Source organism: Pseudomonas sp. MDT1-17, assembly GCF_054898105.1.
This window is the reverse complement of record NZ_JBUBVM010000001.1, coordinates 3,652,905-3,673,918: the sequence shown is the minus strand read 5'-3', so window position 1 is coordinate 3,673,918 and position 21,014 is coordinate 3,652,905. Positions and strand designations below refer to the sequence as shown.

The 21,014-nt window shown below is 59.9% G+C and carries 18 protein-coding genes, 1 tRNA gene and 1 pseudogene; 10 read left to right on the top strand and 10 right to left on the bottom strand.

Annotated elements, in window-relative coordinates:
• Positions 1–149: 149 nt before the first annotated feature.
• The 3 genes from ACYZTX_RS17030 to ACYZTX_RS17020 form a co-directional block, all read right to left on the bottom strand.
• Complete coding sequence (locus tag ACYZTX_RS17030) at positions 150–626, bottom strand: hemerythrin domain-containing protein (protein WP_462035048.1); 477 nt, start codon at positions 624–626, stop codon at positions 150–152.
• Positions 627–881: 255 nt separating this feature from the next.
• Entirely contained in the window at positions 882–1,178 is a 297-nt protein-coding gene (locus ACYZTX_RS17025; RefSeq protein ID WP_462035047.1) for a hypothetical protein, read from the bottom strand.
• Positions 1,179–1,365: 187 nt separating this feature from the next.
• Complete coding sequence (locus ACYZTX_RS17020; RefSeq protein WP_462035046.1) at positions 1,366–2,709, bottom strand: cation:proton antiporter; 1,344 nt, start codon at positions 2,707–2,709, stop codon at positions 1,366–1,368.
• Positions 2,710–2,949: 240 nt separating this feature from the next.
• Here ACYZTX_RS17020 and ACYZTX_RS17015 point away from each other — a divergent pair, with 240 nt between their 5' ends.
• Both ACYZTX_RS17015 and ACYZTX_RS17010 read left to right on the top strand, forming a co-directional pair.
• On the top strand, positions 2,950–3,468 hold the full coding sequence (locus ACYZTX_RS17015) for a hypothetical protein (protein WP_462035045.1): 519 nt from the start codon (positions 2,950–2,952) through the stop codon (positions 3,466–3,468).
• A gap of 7 nt (positions 3,469–3,475) precedes the next feature.
• A complete protein-coding gene (locus tag ACYZTX_RS17010) occupies positions 3,476–3,925 on the top strand; it encodes a DUF421 domain-containing protein (RefSeq protein ID WP_462035044.1) in 450 nt (149 codons plus the stop codon).
• Positions 3,926–3,969: 44 nt separating this feature from the next.
• On the opposite strand, the pseudogene ACYZTX_RS17005 reads toward ACYZTX_RS17010, so the two are convergent.
• Together ACYZTX_RS17005 and ACYZTX_RS17000 are read right to left on the bottom strand one after the other, a co-directional pair.
• Positions 3,970–4,305 (bottom strand): annotated as a pseudogene (locus ACYZTX_RS17005) (SDR family oxidoreductase); the annotation flags it as partial.
• Between the two features lie 216 nt (positions 4,306–4,521).
• Positions 4,522–5,676 (bottom strand): MalY/PatB family protein, encoded by a 1,155-nt coding sequence (locus ACYZTX_RS17000; protein ID WP_462035043.1) that lies wholly within the window; start codon positions 5,674–5,676, stop codon positions 4,522–4,524.
• A gap of 221 nt (positions 5,677–5,897) precedes the next feature.
• Here ACYZTX_RS17000 and fdnG point away from each other — a divergent pair, with 221 nt between their 5' ends.
• The 7 genes from fdnG to ACYZTX_RS16965 all read left to right on the top strand — a co-directional run bounded on the left by fdnG (position 5,898) and on the right by ACYZTX_RS16965 (position 14,961).
• A complete protein-coding gene (fdnG, locus tag ACYZTX_RS16995; protein WP_462035042.1) occupies positions 5,898–8,963 on the top strand; it encodes a formate dehydrogenase-N subunit alpha in 3,066 nt (1,021 codons plus the stop codon).
• Complete coding sequence (gene fdxH / locus ACYZTX_RS16990; RefSeq protein WP_462035041.1) at positions 8,964–9,899, top strand: formate dehydrogenase subunit beta; 936 nt, start codon at positions 8,964–8,966, stop codon at positions 9,897–9,899. It abuts the gene before it with no gap.
• Positions 9,896–10,549, top strand: a complete 654-nt coding sequence (locus ACYZTX_RS16985) for a formate dehydrogenase subunit gamma (protein ID WP_462035040.1) — start codon at positions 9,896–9,898, stop codon at positions 10,547–10,549. Before fdxH ends, ACYZTX_RS16985 begins: the two co-directional genes overlap by 4 nt.
• A gap of 4 nt (positions 10,550–10,553) precedes the next feature.
• A complete protein-coding gene (fdhE, locus tag ACYZTX_RS16980; protein WP_462035039.1) occupies positions 10,554–11,480 on the top strand; it encodes a formate dehydrogenase accessory protein FdhE in 927 nt (308 codons plus the stop codon).
• A 51-nt stretch (positions 11,481–11,531) separates the two neighbouring features.
• Positions 11,532–12,950, top strand: a complete 1,419-nt coding sequence (gene selA, locus ACYZTX_RS16975; RefSeq protein ID WP_462035038.1) for an L-seryl-tRNA(Sec) selenium transferase — start codon at positions 11,532–11,534, stop codon at positions 12,948–12,950.
• Between the two features lies 1 nt (position 12,951).
• A complete protein-coding gene (gene selB, locus ACYZTX_RS16970; protein ID WP_462037060.1) occupies positions 12,952–14,859 on the top strand; it encodes a selenocysteine-specific translation elongation factor in 1,908 nt (635 codons plus the stop codon).
• Positions 14,860–14,865: 6 nt separating this feature from the next.
• Positions 14,866–14,961 (top strand) — tRNA-Sec (locus tag ACYZTX_RS16965).
• A 12-nt stretch (positions 14,962–14,973) separates the two neighbouring features.
• On the opposite strand, the gene ACYZTX_RS16960 is transcribed toward ACYZTX_RS16965, so the two are convergent.
• Together ACYZTX_RS16960 and ACYZTX_RS16955 are read right to left on the bottom strand one after the other, a co-directional pair.
• Entirely contained in the window at positions 14,974–15,459 is a 486-nt protein-coding gene (locus ACYZTX_RS16960) for an RES family NAD+ phosphorylase (RefSeq protein WP_462035037.1), read from the bottom strand.
• The gene (locus ACYZTX_RS16955) at positions 15,456–15,965 is read right to left on the bottom strand and encodes an antitoxin Xre/MbcA/ParS toxin-binding domain-containing protein (protein ID WP_462035036.1); all 510 of its coding nucleotides are present in this window, start codon (positions 15,963–15,965) and stop codon (positions 15,456–15,458) included. Before ACYZTX_RS16955 ends, ACYZTX_RS16960 begins: the two co-directional genes overlap by 4 nt.
• A gap of 603 nt (positions 15,966–16,568) precedes the next feature.
• Between ACYZTX_RS16955 and ACYZTX_RS16950 the strand changes: the two genes are divergently transcribed.
• A complete protein-coding gene (locus ACYZTX_RS16950) occupies positions 16,569–16,940 on the top strand; it encodes a DUF6124 family protein (protein ID WP_462035035.1) in 372 nt (123 codons plus the stop codon).
• A gap of 215 nt (positions 16,941–17,155) precedes the next feature.
• Here the strand turns inward: ACYZTX_RS16950 and phaC are convergent, their stop codons facing one another.
• From phaC to phbB, 3 genes are all read right to left on the bottom strand, one after another.
• Positions 17,156–18,859, bottom strand: a complete 1,704-nt coding sequence (phaC, locus tag ACYZTX_RS16945) for a class I poly(R)-hydroxyalkanoic acid synthase (protein WP_462035034.1) — start codon at positions 18,857–18,859, stop codon at positions 17,156–17,158.
• A 98-nt stretch (positions 18,860–18,957) separates the two neighbouring features.
• Positions 18,958–20,136: an acetyl-CoA C-acetyltransferase gene (locus tag ACYZTX_RS16940; protein ID WP_462035033.1), complete on the bottom strand. Its 1,179-nt coding sequence runs from the start codon at positions 20,134–20,136 to the stop codon at positions 18,958–18,960.
• A 64-nt stretch (positions 20,137–20,200) separates the two neighbouring features.
• The gene (gene phbB / locus ACYZTX_RS16935) at positions 20,201–20,947 is read right to left on the bottom strand and encodes an acetoacetyl-CoA reductase (RefSeq protein WP_462035032.1); all 747 of its coding nucleotides are present in this window, start codon (positions 20,945–20,947) and stop codon (positions 20,201–20,203) included.
• Positions 20,948–21,014: the final 67 nt, after the last annotated feature.

Below are 21,014 nucleotides of genomic sequence, written 5' to 3'. Positions count from 1 at the left end.
GATCTGCCGCCCCTTTCCCAGAGGCCGTACGTCAGGGGCGAGAGCGTTTGGTTACTTGGCGCTTTTCCAAGTAACTCGCTGTAAAAGCGAAACCGCCAGCAGCCATCACCGCAGAAACGGATTTGCCCCCCAACTTTAAGTGACCAGAATCAAGCCGCCAGATTGGCTGCACTCAGTTCTTTCTTGTACTGGGCCTTCAAGCTTTCCATCTGTGCGCCCAATTCCTCGAGGGTAGCTTTACCCAGCAGCTTTTTAGCCTGAGGAAACATTTCCGTTTCCTCTTCTTCGATGTGGTGTTCCAGCAGTTCCTTGACCACTTTCACGCGACCGGCGAATTCCGGGGTCGACGGGTCGGTGACTTTCAGGTCTGGCAGCACCAGCGAATCAACGGTGCGATGTTCTTCCTTGGCTTCGTAATACATGATGTCCTGCTCCTTACCCCCGGCTTTCTTGTACGCCGGGTACAAGACTTCTTCTTCAAGACGGGTGTGGATGGCGATCTCCATTTCCAGCTTGGCCAGCAACTCGCCGCGCTTTTTAACACCCCGCTCGGTGGATTCGCTCAATTGGGTGAGGATGCCTTTTACACGTTCATGGTCGGCTTTCAACAGGTCTATGGCGTTCATGGTCGAGTCTCTCCAGCAAGTCAGGGGGGGAGCGCGAACGGTCTTAAGGCCGAACGTCGCGCATAGTCCTTGAGCATTTGTCGTGCCGGTTTTTCGCTGCGATAACTTGCTTATAAAACAATAAGTTGAAGTGACTGATGGCGAACTGAGGTCATGCAGCCTGCATGAGTCTGGACGTTGACTCATGCAGTTCGCAGTGGAGCAATAATGTCCCGGACAATAAAAAGCCCGGCGACGGTGCCGGGCTTTTCAGGTTCAGACCCTGGATTCGGGCTGCTGGAGCAAACGATGGTCGTTTTGCGTGGACATGGAGACAGGTGGAAAATCTTCGTTGATCACCCGCAAGTGTTCGATCGCCTCCTGGAACTTCAAGTCGGCCTTGCGGCGCATGGCCCGATACCGGTCAAACAGCTCCACGTCCATGTCGCTGCCCTCGAGTAATGCAAAAGCGCTACGGCTCAGCGCCTGGGCCTCTTCAAACATTTGACGATTACGTTCCAGGGCGAATGCCCGGCAGGCTTTGATTTCATCGGAGGTGGAATAGTGAATCATGACCAGCACCTGATTTTTCGAGGTCTCTTTTGATAGGCATCGACGCCACAGGGGAACCGATCCTGGCAAGTCCCACCGCGCATAAGCCGGGCGGGATTAAGGTTGTGACCTACGGGATCGCTAAAGGATTTCAAATTTATGAGCGTGAAAATTCGATAGTTCGGACCATAAACGCACAGGCATAGAATCAAATATCCTGCTTTTTTTGCCGTTCATATCGAATCAAAAGCGGTTGAGTGCTGATCCCGTGGATGAGGATGCTGAGCGCAACCACGGACAAGGTCAGGTCGATACAGAGCGTTGACATCGACTGATCCAGCCCATGATTGAGAGCATAAAACAGGTAATACAGACTGCCGATTCCGCGTATGCCGAACCAGCCAATCAGCATTCGCTGGCGACCGTTGAGCAAACCACCCCAGGGCATGGCGACAACGCTCAGCGGTCGAATCAGGCAAAACAACACGCCGGCGATCGGCAACGCACGCCAGTCCCAGTGCGCCATCAGCACCACGCCGAGCAGCGTCACCAGAAACACTTCCATGGCCCGTTCCACCAGGCTGCCGAAGGCGAGCATGTCACCCATCATGATGCCCGCGGCGACCTGAGTGTCTTCCAGGCGTGCGGTATCACCATGAACCGCGTGCTGCGGCTCGACGTTCTGATGACCCACAACAGGCTGAACCAGATACTCGGCAGGAAGTTCATCGTCGCCGGTGGATTTGACTTCTTCGTGGCGCAAACCCAGACCGGCGGCGAACACCGACAGAAAGCCGTAACCGTGAATCGACTCGGCCCCGACATAAGCCAGGGCGATCAAGGCGAGGGCGAGGTAGTCATTCGGGGAAAGGGTGCTGTCGTCATTCTTTATGCGCATTAACAAGGTCAGGCGGCCAATGCCGCGTCCCATCCAGTAACCGATAAGCAAACCGGCCGGGACTGCCCACAACAGACTGCGCAGCACCCAATCGACCAGCCAGCCGGGGTTGCCGTCGTGTTGCACCAGGAGCAGGCCGAGGATGACAAACGGGAAGGCGATCCCGTCATTGAGCCCGGCCTCACCCGACAGCCCGAAGCGCACGCTGTCGTCATCCCGGGCGTCGTTGACTTGCACCAGGGCGGCGAGTACCGGGTCGGTAGGCGCCAGAATCGAGCCGATCAACACGGACGCACCCCAAGACAATTGGAATCCGTAATGCAGCAACAGGCTGACGCCCACAATGGTCAAAACCATGACCGGTCCGGCCAGGCCGTAGGCGATGCGCCAGTTTTTATCCATGAGCGGCAAGCGCAACTTTAAACCGCAGACAAACAACGAAAAGAGCACCGCGACTTCCGTCAGGTGCTCCATCCAGGTGGACGCATTATCGGTGTCCAGTTTCAACAGCCCAAGCCCCGCGGGCCCGATGGCCACACCCAACACCAGACACACCGCCGACGTGGTCACCGGCATCCAGCGCAGGTACGACGACGTCAGCGCCAGCGTCAGCAGCACCGCACCCAACACCGCCACCCATAAAATGAAGCTCATGCTCTGTACTCGCAGGGGCCCCTAAACGTATTGAGGGACGATTTTTGACAGGGTTCACTTTTTTATCCCCTGAGTCGGACGTGGTCCGATAGGGGGAATGTTTGCAGACGCTGAAGGTCAACCGAGCAGCACTCCTTTCTGGATGACTTGCCATGAGTATCAGCCAATCCGTAGTCGAGTATCTGCATGAAAACGTCCATCAACGGGCATTGGTCGGCGAGCAAGGGCAGGGCGTACTCGATGAACGATGAATCTGGCCATACCGATTACCACAGCCGCGACTATCCGGTGCGTGAAGACATGGCGCATCAGGTCAAGGTCTGGCGATTCGAGCGTTGGGGCTGGTGCGCCCTGGTGCTGTTGGTGTTGCTGGCGCTGCTCGGGCTGTTTTCACGCGGGCCGCTGAGCACCCGGGATGTTCACGGTGACGACGGCAAAGTCCGGGTGCAGTACGAGATGTTCCACCGCCACGGATCGTCCAACCCGATGCAGATCAGCGTGAGCGGTGCGCCCAATGCCACCGTTGAGCTGGAACTGACCGGGGCGTTGCTGGACGGTTTCAACATCGAAACCCTGCAACCGCAACCCCTGCGCTCCGTCAGTGCCGGGCAGGGCATGAAGCTGTGGGTGCAGACCGACGCGCGGGGCCAGGCAAACCTTTATCTGACCTTGCGCGGCGATGGGCTGGGACTGTTTCGCAGCCGCGTTGCATCGCCCGGCGCCATGCCCGTGAACCTCGATCAATTCATTTTCCCTTAGGTGACCTATGGACTCGGTATTGCGCGCGGCCGCGATGTATCTGGCGCTGATGGTGCTGTTCAAGATTGCCGGTCGGCGTTCTTTGGCCGAGCTGACGACATTCGATTTTGTGCTGTTGATGATCATCGGTGAGGCCACCCAACAGGCGTTGCTGGGCGATGACTTTTCCCTGACCAATTCGATGTTGGTGATCGTCACGCTGATCGTCATCGACGTCGGCCTGTCGCTACTCAAACAGCGTTCGGAATGGATGTCGCAGTTGATCGACGGCGGACCGACGATCGTCGTCGAGAACGGCAAGGTACTGCACAAACGCCTGCGCCACGCACGATTGATCGAGGCCGACATCATGGAAGCCGCACGCTCAAGTCAGGGCATCGAGACCCTGGGTCAGATCAAGTTCGCCATCCTGGAGCGCAACGGCAAGATATCGGTGATCGCTCAAGAGCGGGCGTGAAGCTGCTGCCGAACGCAACCTTCGGCAGCGGCGGCACGTCCTGTTCAAAGCATCGGCTTACCGCCAGTGATCCCATACCGCTGGCCCGTGATGTAACTGGCCTCATCCGACGCCAGCAACACATAAATCGGCGCCACCTCCACCGGTTGGCCCGGCCGGCCGAGCGGGGTCTGCCCACCAAAGTTCTGCACTTCTTCATCCGGCATGGTCGAGACAATCAGCGGTGTCCAGATCGGCCCCGGCGCCACGCAGTTCACCCGAATGTTCTTCGGCCCCAGCATCTGCCCCAGGCCGGCGGTGAAGTTGGCAATCGCGCCCTTGGTGGTGCCGTATGGCAGGAGGGTGGGTTTGGGCATGTCCGAATTGACCGAGCTGGTGTTGGCCTTGTTTCGGGAAGGGTGGTTTTGGATAGGTGGTCATTGGGAATCTCCGTTCTCAAGGCAGAAGATTCAAAGGGTTGACCCCGGTCTTTTGCCTTGAGTTCGGTTGGATTTCATGTCGTGAAAAATCAAAAGATCGCAGCCTTCGGCAGCTCCTGCAGGGTGTACGCAATTGCGCGTAGGAGCTGCCGAAGGCTGCGATCTTTTGATCTGGATTCAGGCTTTGCGATTGAGCAAGCTGCGCTCCATCCGCGCAATGCCTTCTTCCAGCAATGCCCGTGGGCAGCCGAAATTCAGGCGCACGAACTGTTTGCTGTCATCGCCGAATTCCAGACCCGCGCTCAACCCGACTTTTGCGTGTTCAAGGAAAAACTGCTGAGGGTTATCCAGTCCCAGCGCCGAGCAATCGAGCCACGCCAGATACGTGCCTTGCGGGATGTTCATGGTCACACCTGGCAGTCGCGTGCTGACCGCTTCCACCAGATAATCGCGATTGCTTTGCAGATACGCCTTCAACCCGGCCAGCCAAGGGCCGCCTTCGCTGTAGGCGACGCGAGTCGCTTCCATGCCTAACGGGTTGACGCTGTCGACCATGCCGCAGCGGGCGTGGTTGACCTTTGCGCGCAAAGCCGAGTCCTGAATAATCATGAACGATGTTTTCAGCCCGGCGATGTTGTAGGCCTTGCTCGCCGACATCAGCGTGATGGTGCGCTTGGCGATTTCCGGGCTCAGGGAAGCCGTCGGAATGTGCACGCGCCCGTCGAAACACAGCTCGGCATGTATCTCGTCAGAAATGATCCAGGCGTCCTGCTCCAGGCAGATGTCGGCGACCGCTTGCAGTTCTTCTCGAGGGAAGACTTTGCCCACCGGGTTGTGCGGGTTGCTCAGCAGCAGCGCACCGCCACCGGACAGCGCCTGATTCAGGGCATCGAGTGGTGTGGCGTAAGTGCCGTCCGCCAACGCGTCGAATTCGAGTTCAACCTTGTTCAATCCCCAGTGACCCGGCGCATGACGCAGCGGCGGGTAGTTCGGGACCTGAACCACAACGTTCTGCTGCGGCTGGACCAGCGCATTCAGCGCCATGTTGAACCCAGACTCCACGCCCGGCAGGAAAATCAGCTCCTCAGGCAATACGCGCCAGGCGTACTTGTTCCAGAGGTCGGCGACGATGGCCTCGCGCAAGTCATCCTGGGCCACGCTGTAGCCGAGCATCGGGTGCTCCAGACGTTTTTGCAGGGCCTGGATGATCACCGGTGGTGCGGAGAAGTCCATGTCGGCCACCCACATCGGCAATACGTCGGCCGGGTAACGGCTCCATTTGGTACTGCCGGTGTTGTGGCGGTCGAACACCTGATCAAAATCGAAAGTCATGCTCAGTCTCATAAAAAAGCGTGGTTGAACGTGGGGCAATGATAAGCGCCAGTTTGATCGTTGGCGACAGAATGAACCGCAGCGCCGCCGACGGTCGGTTTTCACACAATGCGCTGATGCATTGTCTACAGTTTCAAGTGTCGGCAGCCAGGCTGCCGCCACCGTGATTGTCCAGAAAAACCCGGCACTAGTCCCGGGTTTCCACCTGATAGGAGTGCACGATGGACCTCAACCGTCGTCAGTTCTTCAAGGTCGCTGGTATCGGCCTTGCGGGCTCGAGCCTCGGCGCGCTGGGCATGGCCCCGGCGACTGCCTTCGCCGAGCAGGTGCGCCACTTCAAGCTTGCCCACACCCGTGAAACCCGCAACACCTGCCCGTATTGCTCGGTCGGCTGCGGCGTGATCATGTACAGCCAGGGCGATGCCGCCAAGAATGTCGCGCAAAATATCATCCACATCGAAGGCGATGCCGACCACCCGGTCAACCGCGGCACGCTGTGCCCCAAAGGTGCGGGGTTGCTGGACTTCATTCACAGCCCCGGCCGCCTGCAATATCCCGAGGTGCGCAAACCTGGCAGCAGCGAATGGACGCGGATTTCCTGGGATGAAGCGCTCGATCGCGTCGCCGACCTGATGAAGGCCGACCGCGATGCCAATTTCATCGAAAAGAACACCCAGGGCCAAACGGTGAACCGCTGGCTGACCACCGGTTTCCTCGCGGCCTCGGCGGCGTCCAACGAAGCGGGTTACATCACCCACAAAGTCATTCGCAGTCTCGGCATGCTGGGGTTCGATAACCAGGCGCGTGTCTGACACGGCCCGACGGTGGCAAGTCTTGCCCCGACGTACGGCCGTGGTGCCATGACCAATACCTGGACCGATATCGGTAATGCGAATCTGATCCTGGTGATGGGCGGCAACGCAGCAGAAGCGCACCCCTGCGGCTTCAAATGGGTGACCGAAGCCAAGGCGCATAACAAGGCACGCTTGATCGTGGTCGATCCGCGTTTTACCCGGACCGCTTCGGTGGCCGACTATTACGCGCCGATTCGCACCGGCACCGACATTGCCTTCATGGGCGGCCTGATCAATTACCTGCTGACCGAAGATAAAATCCAGCACGAGTACGTGCGCGCCTATACCGACGTGTCCTTCATCGTCAAGGCCGGGTTTGGCTTCGAGGACGGGATCTTCAGCGGCTATGACGCGGCCAAACGCAGCTACACGGACAAGTCCGGCTGGGGTTATGAAATGGGTGAGGACGGCTTTGTCAAAGTCGACCCGAGCCTGCATGACCCGCGCTGCGTCTATCAACTGATGAAGACCCATTACAGCCGTTACAACCCGGAACTGGCCAGCCAGATCTGCGGCATGCCCGTGGACGCGATGAAGAAGATCTGGGAGGAGATCGCCACGTGCTCTCAGCCGGGCAAGACCATGACGATTCTCTATGCGCTGGGCTGGACGCAGCACTCGATCGGTTCGCAGATCATTCGCAGCGCGGCCATGGTGCAATTGCTGCTGGGCAACGTCGGCATGCCGGGCGGGGGCGTCAATGCCTTGCGCGGGCATTCCAACATCCAGGGGCTTACCGACCTCGGTTTGCTGTCCAATTCGTTGCCGGGCTATCTGACTTTGCCGCAGGATGCGGAGCAGGATTACACCGCCTATATCACCAAACGCACGCAACCACCGTTGCGACCGGGGCAGCTGTCCTACTGGCAAAACTACGGCACATTCTACGTCAGCCTGATGAAAGCCTGGTACGGCGCGAATGCCACGCTCGAAAACCGCTGGGCGTATGACTATTTGCCGAAGCTGGACATCCCGAACTACGACATCCTCAAAGTGTTCGACCTGATGGGCCAGGGCAAGGTCAATGGCTATATGTGCCAGGGCTTCAACCCCATCGCCGCGTTGCCCGACAAGAACCGGGTGATGGCGGCGCTGGCCAAGTTGAAATGGCTGGTGGTGATGGACCCGCTGGCCACCGAAACCTCGGAGTTCTGGCGCAATGTCGGGCCGTATAACGATGTCGAAACCGCCGGCATCCAGACAGAAGTGATTCGCCTGCCCACCACCTGCTTCGCCGAAGAAGACGGCTCGCTGGTCAACAGCAGCCGCTGGCTGCAATGGCACTGGAAAGGCGCCGATGGCCCTGGCGAAGCGCGCACCGATGTGCGGATCATGAGCGAGCTGTTTATCCGTCTGCGCCAGCGTTACCAGGCCAACGGCGGGGCGTATTCCGAGCCGCTGCTCAAACTGTCCTGGCCATACAAAATCGCCGAGGAGCCTTCGCCGGAAGAACTGGCCAAGGAAATCAACGGCTATGCCACCACCGACTTCACCGACGCTAACGGCGCGACGATCAAGGGCAACACGCAACTGGCCGGTTTCGGCCAACTCAGGGACGACGGCAGCACCGCTTCCGGTTGCTGGATTTTCTGTGGCAGCTGGACCGAAACGGGCAACCAGATGGCCCGGCGCGACAACAGTGATCCGTACGGCATGAAGCAACATCTGGGCTGGGCCTGGGCCTGGCCGGCGAACCGACGGATTCTCTACAACCGCGCTTCGGCAGACCCGCAAGGCAAGCCGTGGGACGAGAAAAAGCGCCTGGTGTGGTGGAACGGCAAAGTCTGGACCGGCACCGATGTGCCGGACTACAAGGCCGACGTCCCACCGGAAGCGGGGATGAATCCGTTCATCATGAACCCCGAAGGCGTGGCGCGATTCTTCGCCGTCGACAAGATGGCCGAAGGGCCTTTCCCTGAGCATTACGAACCGTTCGAAACGCCGATCGGCATCAACCCGCTGCACCCGCAAAACAAGCAGGCCACCAGCAACCCGGCGGCGCGGATCTTCGATTCCGTCTGGGATTCCTTAGGCGTGGCCAAGGACTATCCGTATGCCGCGACCAGCTACCGGCTGACTGAGCATTTCCACTTCTGGAGCAAGCATTGCCGGCTCAACGCGATCTCTCAACCCGAGCAATTCGTTGAGATCGGTGAAGTGCTGGCCAAGGAGAAAGGCATCGTGGCCGGCGACCGGGTCCGTGTCAGTTCCAAGCGCGGGCACATCGAGGCGGTCGCGGTGGTGACCAAGCGGATTCGTCCGCTGCAGGTCAATAATCAGGTCGTGCACCAGATCGGTATCCCGCTGCACTGGGGGTTTACCGGCCTCACGCGCCACGGTTACCTGACCAACACCCTGGTGCCGTTCCTCGGCGATGGCAACACCCAGACCCCGGAATCCAAGTCGTTCCTGGTCAACGTGGAGAAAGTCTAAATGGCCAGCCAAGACATCATCGCCCGTTCGGCCACCACCACGGTCTCGCCTTCGGTGCGCAATCAGGAGGAAGTGGCCAAGCTGATCGACACCACCAAGTGCATCGGCTGCAAGGCCTGCCAGGTCGCCTGCTCGGAATGGAACGAGCTGCGCGACGATGTCGGCCACAACCACGGCACCTACGACAATCCTCAAGACCTCAGCGCGCAAACCTGGACCTTGATGCGCTTCACCGAGCACGAAACCGACGCCGGCAACCTGGAGTGGCTGATTCGCAAGGACGGCTGCATGCACTGCGCCGAGCCCGGTTGCCTGGCGGCGTGCCCGAGTCCGGGGGCGATCATCAAGCACGCCAATGGCATCGTCGATTTCGATCAGGACCATTGCATCGGCTGCGGTTATTGCATCACCGGTTGCCCGTTCAATATTCCGCGCATCTCGCAAAAGGATCACAAGGCCTACAAATGCACACTGTGCTCGGACCGAGTGGCGGTGGGCCTGGAGCCGGCGTGCGTAAAAACCTGCCCGACCGGGGCGATTGTTTTCGGGACCAAGAACGACATGAAGGAACATGCGGCGGAACGGATCGTCGACCTCAAAAGTCGGGGCTTCGACAACGCTGGCTTGTACGACCCCGAAGGTGTCGGCGGCACCCATGTCATGTACGTGCTGCACCACGCCGACACGCCGAAGTTGTACGCCGGCCTGCCGAGCGCTCCGACCATAAGCCCGTTGGTGGAGTTGTGGAAAGGTGTGAGCAAACCCTTGGGATTACTGGCCATGGGGTTGGCGGTGCTGGCCGGGTTCTTCCACTACGTGCGCGTCGGGCCGCAGTTGGTCGAAGAAGACGAACTCCCGACCACCCTCGATCCTGCGGTGCATGAGGTCGATCCGTCGGTGCATACCTTTGATCCGCGCGGGGAGGACCGATCATGATCCGCAAACAGATCCTGCGCTACACCTCAAACCAGCGCACCAACCACTGGCTGGTGGCGATCTTCTTCTTCATGGCGGCGCTGTCGGGGCTGGCGTTGTTTCATCCGGCGCTGTTCTGGCTCAGCCATCTGTTTGGCGGTGGGCCGTGGACGCGCATTCTGCATCCGTTCATGGGCGTGGTGATGTTCGTCCTGTTTGTGGGGTTGGTGATTCAATTCTTTCGGGCGAACTTCTTTATCGCCAATGACCGCGTGTGGCTGCGGCGCGTCGGGCGGGTCATGCGCAATGAGGAGGAGGGCGTGCCGCCCATCGGCAAGTACAACCCCGGGCAGAAAATGCTGTTCTGGATCTTGCTGGTTTGCATGCTGGTGCTGCTGTTCAGCGGGCTGGTGATCTGGCGCGCGTACTTTAGCGAGTACTTCGGCATCACCAGCATTCGCTGGGCCATGCTGCTGCATGCGTTGGCGGGTTTGATCCTGGTGCTGAGCATCATCGTCCACATTTATGCCGGCATCTGGATCAAGGGCTCGGTCAACGCCATGCTGCATGGCTGGGTCAGCCGCGCCTGGGCAAGGAAACACCATGAACTGTGGTACCGCGAAGTGACCCGCGACGAGCACCCCGACCCGCCGATCAGCAAAAAAGGATAACCCCTTGGCGACGATTCTTGAACCGGGTGAAATCGAAGCGGCGGCGAGTTCACCGCCGTTTTTATACCTGCCGCCGAAAAACCTGTTCACCTTGCGCGCCTTGCGCCTGGAGCGTCTGGCCGCCGGCCATCCACTGGCCGATTACCTGCGATTGGTGGCCGGCCTGTGCCACGTGCAGCAGCGTCTGATGGACGATCCGCCCGTCACCGCGATGCCCGATGCCGAGCGCCTGCGGGTGTGCCAGCAACAGGGTTTGCCACCGTTTGCGGCCGACAGTCTGGTGCGCGAGGGCAACTGGCTGCCCTACCTCGAAGCCCTGCTGCAGCGTTACCTGCTACCGCCGCAACCTGCCGTGGAAAAAGCCGTGGCGACTTTGCGCAGTGCCAATGCCGGGCAACTCAAGGCCTGGGCGATTGCGCTGGTCAGCGGCCAGTTCGCCTTGTTGCCCGCGGCCGTGGTGCCGTTTCTCGGCGCGGCGTTGCAGGTGGCCTGGAGTCATTGGTTGCTGAGCACGCCGGACCTTGTGCTGAAGCCCGGCGACAGTCTCAGCCAATGCCCGGCCTGCAGTTCGCCAGCCATGGCCGGGATCATCCGCCACCGTGGCAAATACAACGGCTTGCGGTATCTGGTGTGCTCGCTGTGTGCCTGCGAATGGCATGTGGTGCGGGTCAAATGCGTGTATTGCGAACAGAGCAAGGGCCTTGAATACGTCAGCCTCGATGACGACCGCCATGCCGCCAACCAGGCCCCGTTGCGCGCGGAAGTCTGCCCCGGTTGCCGCAGTTACCTGAAACTGGTCTATCTGGAAAACGACGCCGAGGCCGAAGCGCTCTCGGCAGATCTGACCAGCCTGATGCTGGACATGCGTCTGGAGCAGGAAGGGTACCTGCGTCCGGCGCCGAATCTTCTGCTGGCACCCGGAGGCGATTGAGCGCAACGGCTACACTCAGGCGCGACGGTCAATCGTTTTCAGGAGCGCCTGATGTCCTCCAGTTCCGCGAGCCAAACCCTGCGGCTGCCTTCCATCGACAGTTTGCTGCGTCATCCTGCGTGCCAACCGTTGGCCGAGCGTTATGGGCGTGACGCGTTGCTGGCCAATCTGCGGCAATTGCTGGATGACTTGCGCGAACCGGTTCTTTTAAGCCAACTCGACGCCGTTGAAATCACGCCCGAAGTATTGGCGGGCAGAGCGGGCGAACGCTTGGCCCTCCGGCATCGCAGTCACGTGCGCCGGGTGTTCAATCTCACCGGCACGGTGCTGCACACCAACCTCGGTAGAGCGCTATTACCGGAGGAGGCGATCGAAGCGGTGCAAATGGCCGCCCGCTATCCGCTCAATCTGGAATTCGACCTGCACAGCGGCAAGCGCGGCGACCGTGACGATCTGATCGAAGGCCTGATCCGCGAGCTGACCGGGGCCGAGGCAGTCACCGTCGTCAACAACAATGCCGCCGCGGTGTTGCTGACGCTCAACAGTCTGGGCGCGCGCAAGGAAGGCATTATTTCCCGGGGCGAACTGATCGAAATCGGTGGTGCTTTCCGCATTCCCGACATCATGGCGAGAGCCGGGGTCAGGCTTCACGAAGTCGGCACCACAAACCGCACCCATGCCCGCGATTACGAGGCCGCCATCGGCCCCCGTAGCGGTTTGGTGATGCGCGTCCATGCGAGCAACTACACCATCGAAGGCTTCACCGCGCGGGTGCCGACCGCCGAGTTGGCGCAACTCGCTCATCAACACGGCTTGCCATTGCTTGAAGACCTCGGCAGCGGCAGCCTGCTGGACCTGACGCGCTGGGGCTTGCCCGCCGAACCGACGGTGCGCCAGGCGCTGATCGACGGTGCAGATATCGTCACCTTCAGCGGCGACAAATTACTCGGCGGTCCCCAGGCGGGGTTGATTGTTGGCCGCAAGGACCTGATCGCCAAGATCAAGAAGAACCCACTAAAGCGCGCCTTGCGGGTCGACAAACTGACCTTGGCCGCCCTCGAAGCGGTGTTGGGCCTGTATCGCGATCCTGATCGACTGGCCGAACGGCTGCCGAGTTTGCGCCTGCTGACCCGACCACAGGCGGACATCCTCGCCCAGGCTGAGCGCCTGCAACCCTCGCTGGCCAAGGTGCTGGGTGACGACTGGAGCGTCAGCGCAGTCCCGGCGCTGGGCATGATCGGCAGCGGCAGCCAACCGGTGGCACGATTGCCGAGTGCCGCGTTATGCCTGCGGCCGCACGCGTCAAAACGTCTTCGTGGACGGCGGCTGCACGGTCTGGAAGCAGCCCTGCGTGCGTTGCCGATTCCGGTGCTCGGGCGCATTGATGACGATGCGTTGTGGCTGGATCTGCGGCAATTGGACGATGAGCCGGCGTGGCTGGCTCAACTCGATCAATTGCGGGAGCAGTAGGGTGATCGTCGGCACCGCAGGGCACATCGACCACGGCAAGACTTCCTTGCTCCAGGCACTGACCGGCCAGGCCGGCGATCGTCGCCGGGAAGAACGTGAACGCGGCATGACCATCGACCTCGGCTATCTTTACGCGGCGCTGGAACTGCAAGCGCCCCTGACCGGTTTTATCGATGTGCCCGGTCATGAGCGCTTCACCCACAACATGCTGGCGGGGGCTCAGGGCATTGATCTGGTGTTGCTGGTGGTCGCGGCCGACGACGGCGTCATGCCGCAGACTCGCGAACACCTGGCCATCGTTGAACTGCTGGGAATCCCTCGGGCACTGGTGGCAATCACCAAATGCGACCGCGTCGAACCGTCCAGAGTGCAGGTCGTGCGCGAACAGATCCAGACATTGCTGGCGCCGGGACCTTATGCAAACGCGCCGCAGTTTGCGCTGTCGAGTGTGACCGGGGAGGGCATCGAGACACTGCGACAGGCCTTGCTCGAGGCGCAGCGTGAAGTCCTAAAACGCAGCACCACTGGCGGTTTTCGTCTGGCGATCGATCGTGCCTTCAGCGTGGCCGGCGCCGGTATCGTGGTGACCGGCACTGCGTTGTCTGGCCAGGTAGCGGTGGGCGATACGCTGATGCTCGGCCCGCTGGGCAAACCCGTTCGCGTGCGCGGCCTGCATGCGCAGAATCTGGCGGCCGAAGTCGCAACGGCCGGACAGCGAGTGGCGTTGAACCTGAGTGCCGAACGTTTGGCCCTGGAGCAGATTCACCGCGGCCACTGGCTGCTGGCCGAGTGGCTGTACGCGCCGACCCAGCGAGTGGATATCGACCTGCAATTGTTGGCGAGCGAAGCCAAGGCGTTCCAGCACTTTCAGCCCGTACACGTTCACGTGGGAACTCAGGACGTGACCGGACGGGTGGCGTTGCTGGAAGGCGCCAGCCTGGCGCCGGGTGAGCGGATGTTTGCGCAACTGCTGCTGAATGCGCCGGTGCAAGCCGTGAAGGGCGACCCCTTGATCCTGCGCGACCAGAGCGCTCAACGCACCCTCGGCGGCGCGCGGGTGCTCGACCCGTTTGCACCGACCCGACAACGCCGAAGTCCTGAACGGTTGGCCCAGCTACACGCCCTCGCTACAAGCAATGCGTTGGAAGACTGCCTGCCGGCGTTATTGGCCAACAGCGACACCGGGCTTGATCCGCAGCGTCTGGAGCGTCAGTTCAACCGCCCACGCAACACGTGGGTTTTGCCCGATGGCGTGCGCCTGATCGACACCCGCCAAGGTCCGTTGCTGTTCAGTACTGCCCGCTGGGAAGCGCTGAAAGCGCCGTTGCTGGAGCACCTCGCACGTTTCCATCAACTGGAACCGGATCAAATGGGCCCGGACCGGGATCGCCTGCGCCGGTTCACCGGCACCGCGCTGGGGCGCCCGACATTCATCAGTCTGCTCGACGAATTACTCGCCAGCGGTGCTATTGCCGCCAGCGGGCCGTGGCTGCATTTGCCCGATCATCAAGTACGTTTGAGCGAAGACGATGAAGCCCTGTGGCAACAGGTGCAACCGTTGTTCGAACAGGCCGGTTTCGATCCGCCGTGGCTGCGCAACCTTGGCCATGACGAGGCGGCCGTGCGTTTGCTGCTGCGCAAAATGGCGAGGCTGGGTTTAGTGCATCAAGTCGTCCGTGACCTGTTCTACACCGACACAATGATCCGCCGGTTGGCGGCTATGCTGTTGCAACTGGCCGAGGAAAACCCGGTGATTCAGGTCACGGCGTTTCGTGATGCGGTGGGCCTGGGTCGCAAGCGCAGCATCCAGATTCTCGAATACTTCGACCGGATCGGCCTGACCCGACGGTTTGGCGACAAGCGCCATATCCGCCTCGACAATGCCTTGGCCCAACACACCGATCACTGACTTCAAGGAAGGCAATCGCGCCCGGTGGCGCGGCCGGGCTTCAAACCCGGTTGGGGACGGCATCCGTTCCCGGGCAGGTTCGACTCCGGCTGCCTTCCGCCATTTTTCCTTTCACTAGAGCAACCGGGTATCCAGCCCAAAGCGCTCCTGAGAAACAAGTTTGAATTGATCCGCGGCCAAGTCGCAGCTCACCAACAGATTCCACGAATGACGGGTGACCGCAGACGGGATGAGCAAAAAGGGATGCTCGGCCAGCAGCTCATCAGCAAACAGCTGCTGATTGGGCGAGAGTTGAGACGGGATGAGCCAATTCGGGTTCGGCACATCTTCGGGCTGAACAACCTTGATGAAATTCGAATCCAGCACTTCGAAACACGTCAACACGTGAGGCACCCTATCGAGCGTATCGAAGCCTGCGTGGGCCGCAACTTCCAAAATGGCAGTGGACGGATCGGCCGAAGCATAAATAACCCGGCGGCCGGGAGGGTTCCATCGACCACCGGATTGCTGCGCACCCATGCCACTGTCCCACGTGTCCTTGAAGACCTCGCGGTCAAGGCGCCAAGCGTGCCACTTCCCATCCCAGGGCAAAGGATTCATTGATAAACCCCGTGTTCAATCCGGGTCAAATAGTCCTCGACTACCTGGAAGCCAAGCGAGTTGTCGATCAGCTCCAGCGGGATATTTCCGTCCAGGTATTTGCAGGGTTTCTTCAACCAATCCTCAGCCAACTGCTGATTGCCAAACACGTTGATGGCGTGCTCCAGGGCCTGCGCATACTGGAAGGCGACTGTACTTTGTTGCTGGTTTAGCCGCACTGGTTTGGTCTCCTTCGCCAAGCGCTGGACGGTCCTGAGGGATTTCCCCGTAATACGCTGAACAAGGCCGTGCGCCATGTAAAGATCGGATATAGAAAGCATGTCCCTGACGTCGTTCAGGTCAAAACCTTCCTGTGTGTATCGGATGATCAACATGCGCGTATCACCTTTGCGGCCATGTAACAGCACCTCAGTCGGCTTTCGGGTGACACTCTTGGTCTCCGTCGCTACGACTGCTTTTCCTGTGGGTTTGACGGCAGGCTTGTCTGCTTGATTCGCGGCGGGCATACCGATTTCCTCCATGCGACATTTGACGCAATCATAGCGCCAAATGTCGCGACCTGCGCAATTGAGTTTCTCGGCGAAAGTATTGCTCCCGCACGTTGCGTTCTCACAGCATGAAACCAAGCCTGCCGGGTGGAGCTACCACGTTAAACGTCGCGCGTCCGACAGCCAACCCGAAAAACAGGTGGGACAAATCCTCGATTTTTTGATTTTCGACACCGCTTGTGGGAATCGCGCTGACGCCAATTCCACACCGTTAAGTTCGCGTGTTTAAAGACACTCAGTGTTACTTCGCGGAGGCTACAACACCTTGCGTCGTTGCCTACAGGTGCGTAAGAATCCGCCGGCTTGTGCGTCTTGGGCCTGGGCTCTATCGTTTCTCTGTCGCTGAACAACAGCGATCGGGTTTGGTAGACCCTCAGCATCGACGCATAGCGTCACCTTGTTCGGCCCTTTCTTAGGGCTGCGTTTTATGGTGGCCATGCGCAGGGCTCCTTCGGGGGCGCCGGTTCCGATGCCCGGTCTACCAACCTTCGTATGGCCGCCACCCTCCGTTTGGTAGCGAGAGGGTGATGGCTCCTTTTAAGTAGCATCGGAGTTTCATCTATGTTTAAACCAACACCGAATCCCCCGGACGCAGATCCGACATCTCAATTCGAAAGCCCCGATTCAGAAAAACACGACGAGGCCGTCAAACGCGCACTCGATTTCTATCTCGACCCTGCCGCCCACACCGCCCACATCAAAGCCACCCCGCGGAAGCTGACCACGATGTACACCGTCAACCCGGAAATCGATGTCGAAACCCTGTTGGGTGACGCTTGCGAGTCGCTGGCATCGGCCAACGTCATGACCATGGATTTGGCCGATCATTTGGAGGGACCCAGTCGCAATACCCTGTTGGGCATTGCGCAAGTCATCATGCTGGGCGAGCTGGCGGTAAACCGGGCGCTGGATCGACTCGACCCATCTGAGTAGCCACGAGGGGGCTTGTCAGAACGCCGCACCGCCTCGTTCGGCTCTGTAGCAGCTGTCGAGCTTGCGAGGCTGCGTCCGGCTGCGAAGCAGTCGTAAGGTCGGACAATGCGGTGCGTCAGACTCACCGCGTACTCAGGTTTTACGACTGCTCCGCAGCCGAACGCAGCCTCGCAAGCTCGACAGCTGCTACAAGGTAGGCGTTACTACTCCAGCGGTCACTGCATCACATAACGCCCCGGTGCCGACTCAATCGCCGGGTATTGGGCGTTACCGGTATGCAGCACCGAGGGCTGGCGTTCGCCGGACTGTTCAGCCAGCCAGACGAACCAGTCATTCCACCAGCTACCGGCATGTTGCTCGGCATTCTTGAACCAGGTTTCAGGGTTTTTTGTGACCCGGTTGTTGGTCCAGTAGTGACGTTTTTCCTTGGCCGGCGGGTTGATCACCCCGGCGATATGCCCAGAAGCGCCCAGTACAAAACGCTTGGTTCCGGAGAGCAACTCGGTGCTGGCGTAAGCGCTTCTCCACGGCACGATGTGATCGTCATGGGTGGCGAGGATGTACGCCGGCGCATCAATGGCACGCAGGTTGAGTTTGACCCCGCAGCAGTCCAGCTCACCGGATTTCAGGTCGTTCTGCAGATAGGTGTGACGCAGATACCAGCAGTACATCGGGCCTGGAAGGTTGGTGCTGTCGTTGTTCCAGAACAGCAGGTCGAGCGGGATCGGTTTCTGGCCCTTGAGGTATTTGTCGACGTTGTAGTTCCACCACAAATCGTTGGGGCGCAGCAGCGAGAAGGTGTTGCCCATGTCCTCGCCCTTGAACAGGCCGATCGGGCCATCCTGGCCGCCGATGGTGCGCTCGCGGTAGGCCACCAATTGTTCGTCGACGAAGATGTCGATGGGGCCGGTATCGAGGTAGTCGAGGAAGGTGGTCAACAGGCTTACGCTGCCGATCTCGCGGTCGCCACGCGCCGCCAGGACGGCCAGTGCCGAGCTCAACAAGGTGCCGCCGATGCAGAAGCCGACGCAATTGGGCCGCTGCTCGCCGCTGATCTCGCGGGTCACTTGCAGGCCTTTGATGATGCCGGTTTCGATCAGGTCATCCCAGGTGGTGCCCGCGTGTGCCTGGTCGAAGTTGCGCCACGACATCAGAAACACCGGGTGTCCTTGTTTCAACAGATGGGCCACCATCGAGTTGTCCGGGCGCAAGTCGAGAATGTAGTACTTGTTGATTGACGGCGGCACGACAAACACCGGACGCCGGTACTGGGTTTCGGTTTGCGGGTAATACTGAATCAGCTGGAAGAGTTCGTTCTCGAACACCACTTCGCCGGGGGTGTTGGCGAGGTCGACGCCCACTTTGAACGCGCCGGCGTCGCACTGGCGCATCTTGCCTTCTCGCAGGTCGCTGGCCAGGTGCAACAGGCCTGTGAGGAGGCTGCTTCCCTGGGTATCGACGACCCGTTGCAGCGCATCGGGGTTACTGGCCAGGAAATTGCTCGGCGCACCAGCAGCGATGGCTTGTTCCACCAGATAGAGCAGGCGCTGACGCGGTTTTTTGTCCGGGATTTCTAACGTGTCCAGCAGTTTCAGCAGAAACCCGGCGTTGAGCAGGTAAAAGGCGGCGAGGGAGCCGAAAAGTGGCTGGCTCCAGTTACCGCTGGCGAAACGTCGATCGTCGAAGGTGAAGGGCTGACCGGTCAGCAGACGCTGGCCGAGTTCGCCCCATTGCTGTTGGTAGTCCGATTGAAGACTGTCCAGGGTAGCGCGCGGCAGGTCAAACCACTCGTTGTAGGCTTGGCCGGTAAACCACGGGTTGGTGCTGACCCAGAGACGTAATTGTTGCACTGCAAAGGAGGCAATGAACGGTACCTGGCCTGACCAGAAGGTGTTAAAGGTATGTGCGTTGTTGTCCATGGAAATCCTTGCCCACATCAGTAAACTTGGCAGAAAAAAACCGCGGCGCCGGACTTCGGCGCCGCGTCAGCAGTCAAGCAAGCAGTCCTGTGTTGCTTTTATCGTTCGATGACCAGGCTGACACCCTGGCCGCCACCGATGCACAACGTGGCCAGACCTTTTTTGCCGTCGCGACGAATCAGCTCGTGCAACAGCGACACCAGAATCCGCGCGCCCGATGCGCCGATCGGATGGCCCAGGGCAATCGCGCCGCCGTTGACGTTGACCTTGCTGGTGTCCCAACCCAATTCTTTGCCGACCGCCAGTGATTGCGCAGCGAACGCTTCATTGGCTTCGATCAGGTCGAGGTCGTCCAGGGTCCACCCGGCTTTTGCCAGTACCAGGCGGGTGGCCGGTACCGGGCCGATACCCATGATCGACGGGTCCACACCGGCACTGGCGTAGGCCGTGATGCGTGCCAGCACCGGCAAGCCGAGGGCCTTGGCCTTGGCGGCGCTGGCCAGCAACAGCACGGCGGCGCCATCGTTAAGGGTCGACGAGTTGCCGGCCGTCACGCTGCCGTCTTTCTGGAAAGCGGGTTTGAGGTTGCTCAATGCTTGCAGCGTGCTGTTCGGGCGCGGCTGTTCATCGGTGTCGAACGCCAGCGGCTCACCCTTGCGCTGAGGGATCAGGATCGGGGTAATTTCACGTTTGAAGTAACCCGCTTCGATGGCAGCTGCGGCTTTCTGTTGCGAAGCTGCGGCGAAGGCGTCTTGGGCTTCGCGACTGAGGTCATACTTCTGCGCCAGGTTCTCTGCGGTGATGCCCATGTGGTAGTCGTTGAAGGCGTCCCACAAACCGTCCTGAATCACGCTGTCTTGCAGTTGCGCATGACCCAGACGCAAACCGGTGCGTGCCTTGGGCAGAACATAGGGCGCCAGGCTCATGTTTTCCTGACCGCCGGCAATCACCAGTTCGGCGTCGCCGCAACGGATGGCCTGGACCGCAAGCTGAACAGCCTTGAGGCCAGAACCGCAGACCTTGTTCAGGGTCAGGGCAGGGGTGGTATGGGGCAGGCCGGCCTTGATGGCCGTCTGGCGTGCGGGGTTTTGCCCCGAGCCTGCGGTGAGTACCTGACCGAGGATCACTTCATCGATCTGTGAGCCGTCCAGACCTGTCTCTTCCAGCAGGCGGCGAATGATCGCTGCGCCCAGTTCAGTGGCTGGAATCGCGGACAAGGCACCTTGAAAACTGCCAATAGCGGTACGAGTAGCGGCAACGATTACGACTTCGTTCATGCGTGACCTCATAAAAAAGACAACATTCGTCTAGCGCGAGCAGGGCGTCCTTGCCCTGGCCGGTCTACTGCATATTCATGCCGCCGTTGACCGAGAAGTCCGCGCCGGTGCTGTAGCCCGATTCATCGGAAGCCAGCCAGGCCACGATGGACGCGATTTCTTCGGGTTGGCCGAGGCGCCCGACCGGTGTGGCTGCGATCATGGTCTCGAGAATGTCCGGACGGATGGCCGCGGTCATGCTGGTCTGGATGTAACCTGGGGAGACGGTGTTGACGGTCACGCCCTTGCCGGACACTTCCCGGGCCAGAGCCATGGTGAAACCATGGATGCCGGCCTTGGCCGCGCTGTAGTTGGTCTGGCCGAACTGGCCGCGCTGACCGTTGATCGAGGAGATGTTGATGACCCGTCCCCAACCCTTGGCCAACATCCCTTCGATCACCTGTTTAGTGGTGTTGAACAGGCCTGTCAGGTTGGTGCCGATCACTGCGTTCCAATCTTCTGGAGTCAGTTTGCGAAAGGACGCATCGCGAGTGATGCCCGCGTTGTTGACCAATACATCGATCGGGCCGAATTGCTCACGTGCCATTTCGAACGCTTTGCGCGTTGATTCCCAATCGGTGATATCGCCATAGATGAATTCGAATTGATAACCCTCCGCCAGTTGGCTCGCCATCCATTCGTTCTTGCGGGCAGAGTCAGAGCTGCAGCCCACGATGACCTGGAATCCTTCCTTGTACAGGCGCTGGCTTATCGCAGTGCCAATCCCACCCATACCACCCGTGACCAACGCAATACGACTAAGCGACTTCATACACTCTCTTCCTTTTTGTGTTTTGCGCTGCAAGATGGGTGGATTGTTCGGTATTGGCGGGGCGTAC

Bases quoted from the DNA above. Each gene is read 5' to 3' on its own strand.
- ACYZTX_RS17030 (WP_462035048.1), bottom strand. From the start codon at position 626: ATGAACGCCATAGACCTGTTGAAAGCCGACCATGAACGTGTAAAAGGC.
- ACYZTX_RS17025 (WP_462035047.1), bottom strand. From the start codon at position 1,178: ATGATTCACTATTCCACCTCCGATGAAATCAAAGCCTGCCGGGCATTC.
- ACYZTX_RS17020 (WP_462035046.1), bottom strand. From the start codon at position 2,709: ATGAGCTTCATTTTATGGGTGGCGGTGTTGGGTGCGGTGCTGCTGACG.
- ACYZTX_RS17015 (WP_462035045.1), top strand. From the start codon at position 2,950: ATGAACGATGAATCTGGCCATACCGATTACCACAGCCGCGACTATCCG.
- ACYZTX_RS17010 (WP_462035044.1), top strand. From the start codon at position 3,476: ATGGACTCGGTATTGCGCGCGGCCGCGATGTATCTGGCGCTGATGGTG.
- ACYZTX_RS17000 (WP_462035043.1), bottom strand. From the start codon at position 5,676: ATGACTTTCGATTTTGATCAGGTGTTCGACCGCCACAACACCGGCAGT.
- fdxH (WP_462035041.1), top strand. From the start codon at position 8,964: ATGGCCAGCCAAGACATCATCGCCCGTTCGGCCACCACCACGGTCTCG.
- ACYZTX_RS16985 (WP_462035040.1), top strand. From the start codon at position 9,896: ATGATCCGCAAACAGATCCTGCGCTACACCTCAAACCAGCGCACCAAC.
- selA (WP_462035038.1), top strand. From the start codon at position 11,532: ATGTCCTCCAGTTCCGCGAGCCAAACCCTGCGGCTGCCTTCCATCGAC.
- ACYZTX_RS16960 (WP_462035037.1), bottom strand. From the start codon at position 15,459: ATGAATCCTTTGCCCTGGGATGGGAAGTGGCACGCTTGGCGCCTTGAC.
- ACYZTX_RS16955 (WP_462035036.1), bottom strand. From the start codon at position 15,965: ATGCCCGCCGCGAATCAAGCAGACAAGCCTGCCGTCAAACCCACAGGA.
- ACYZTX_RS16950 (WP_462035035.1), top strand. From the start codon at position 16,569: ATGTTTAAACCAACACCGAATCCCCCGGACGCAGATCCGACATCTCAA.
- phaC (WP_462035034.1), bottom strand. From the start codon at position 18,859: ATGGACAACAACGCACATACCTTTAACACCTTCTGGTCAGGCCAGGTA.
- ACYZTX_RS16940 (WP_462035033.1), bottom strand. From the start codon at position 20,136: ATGAACGAAGTCGTAATCGTTGCCGCTACTCGTACCGCTATTGGCAGT.
- phbB (WP_462035032.1), bottom strand. From the start codon at position 20,947: ATGAAGTCGCTTAGTCGTATTGCGTTGGTCACGGGTGGTATGGGTGGG.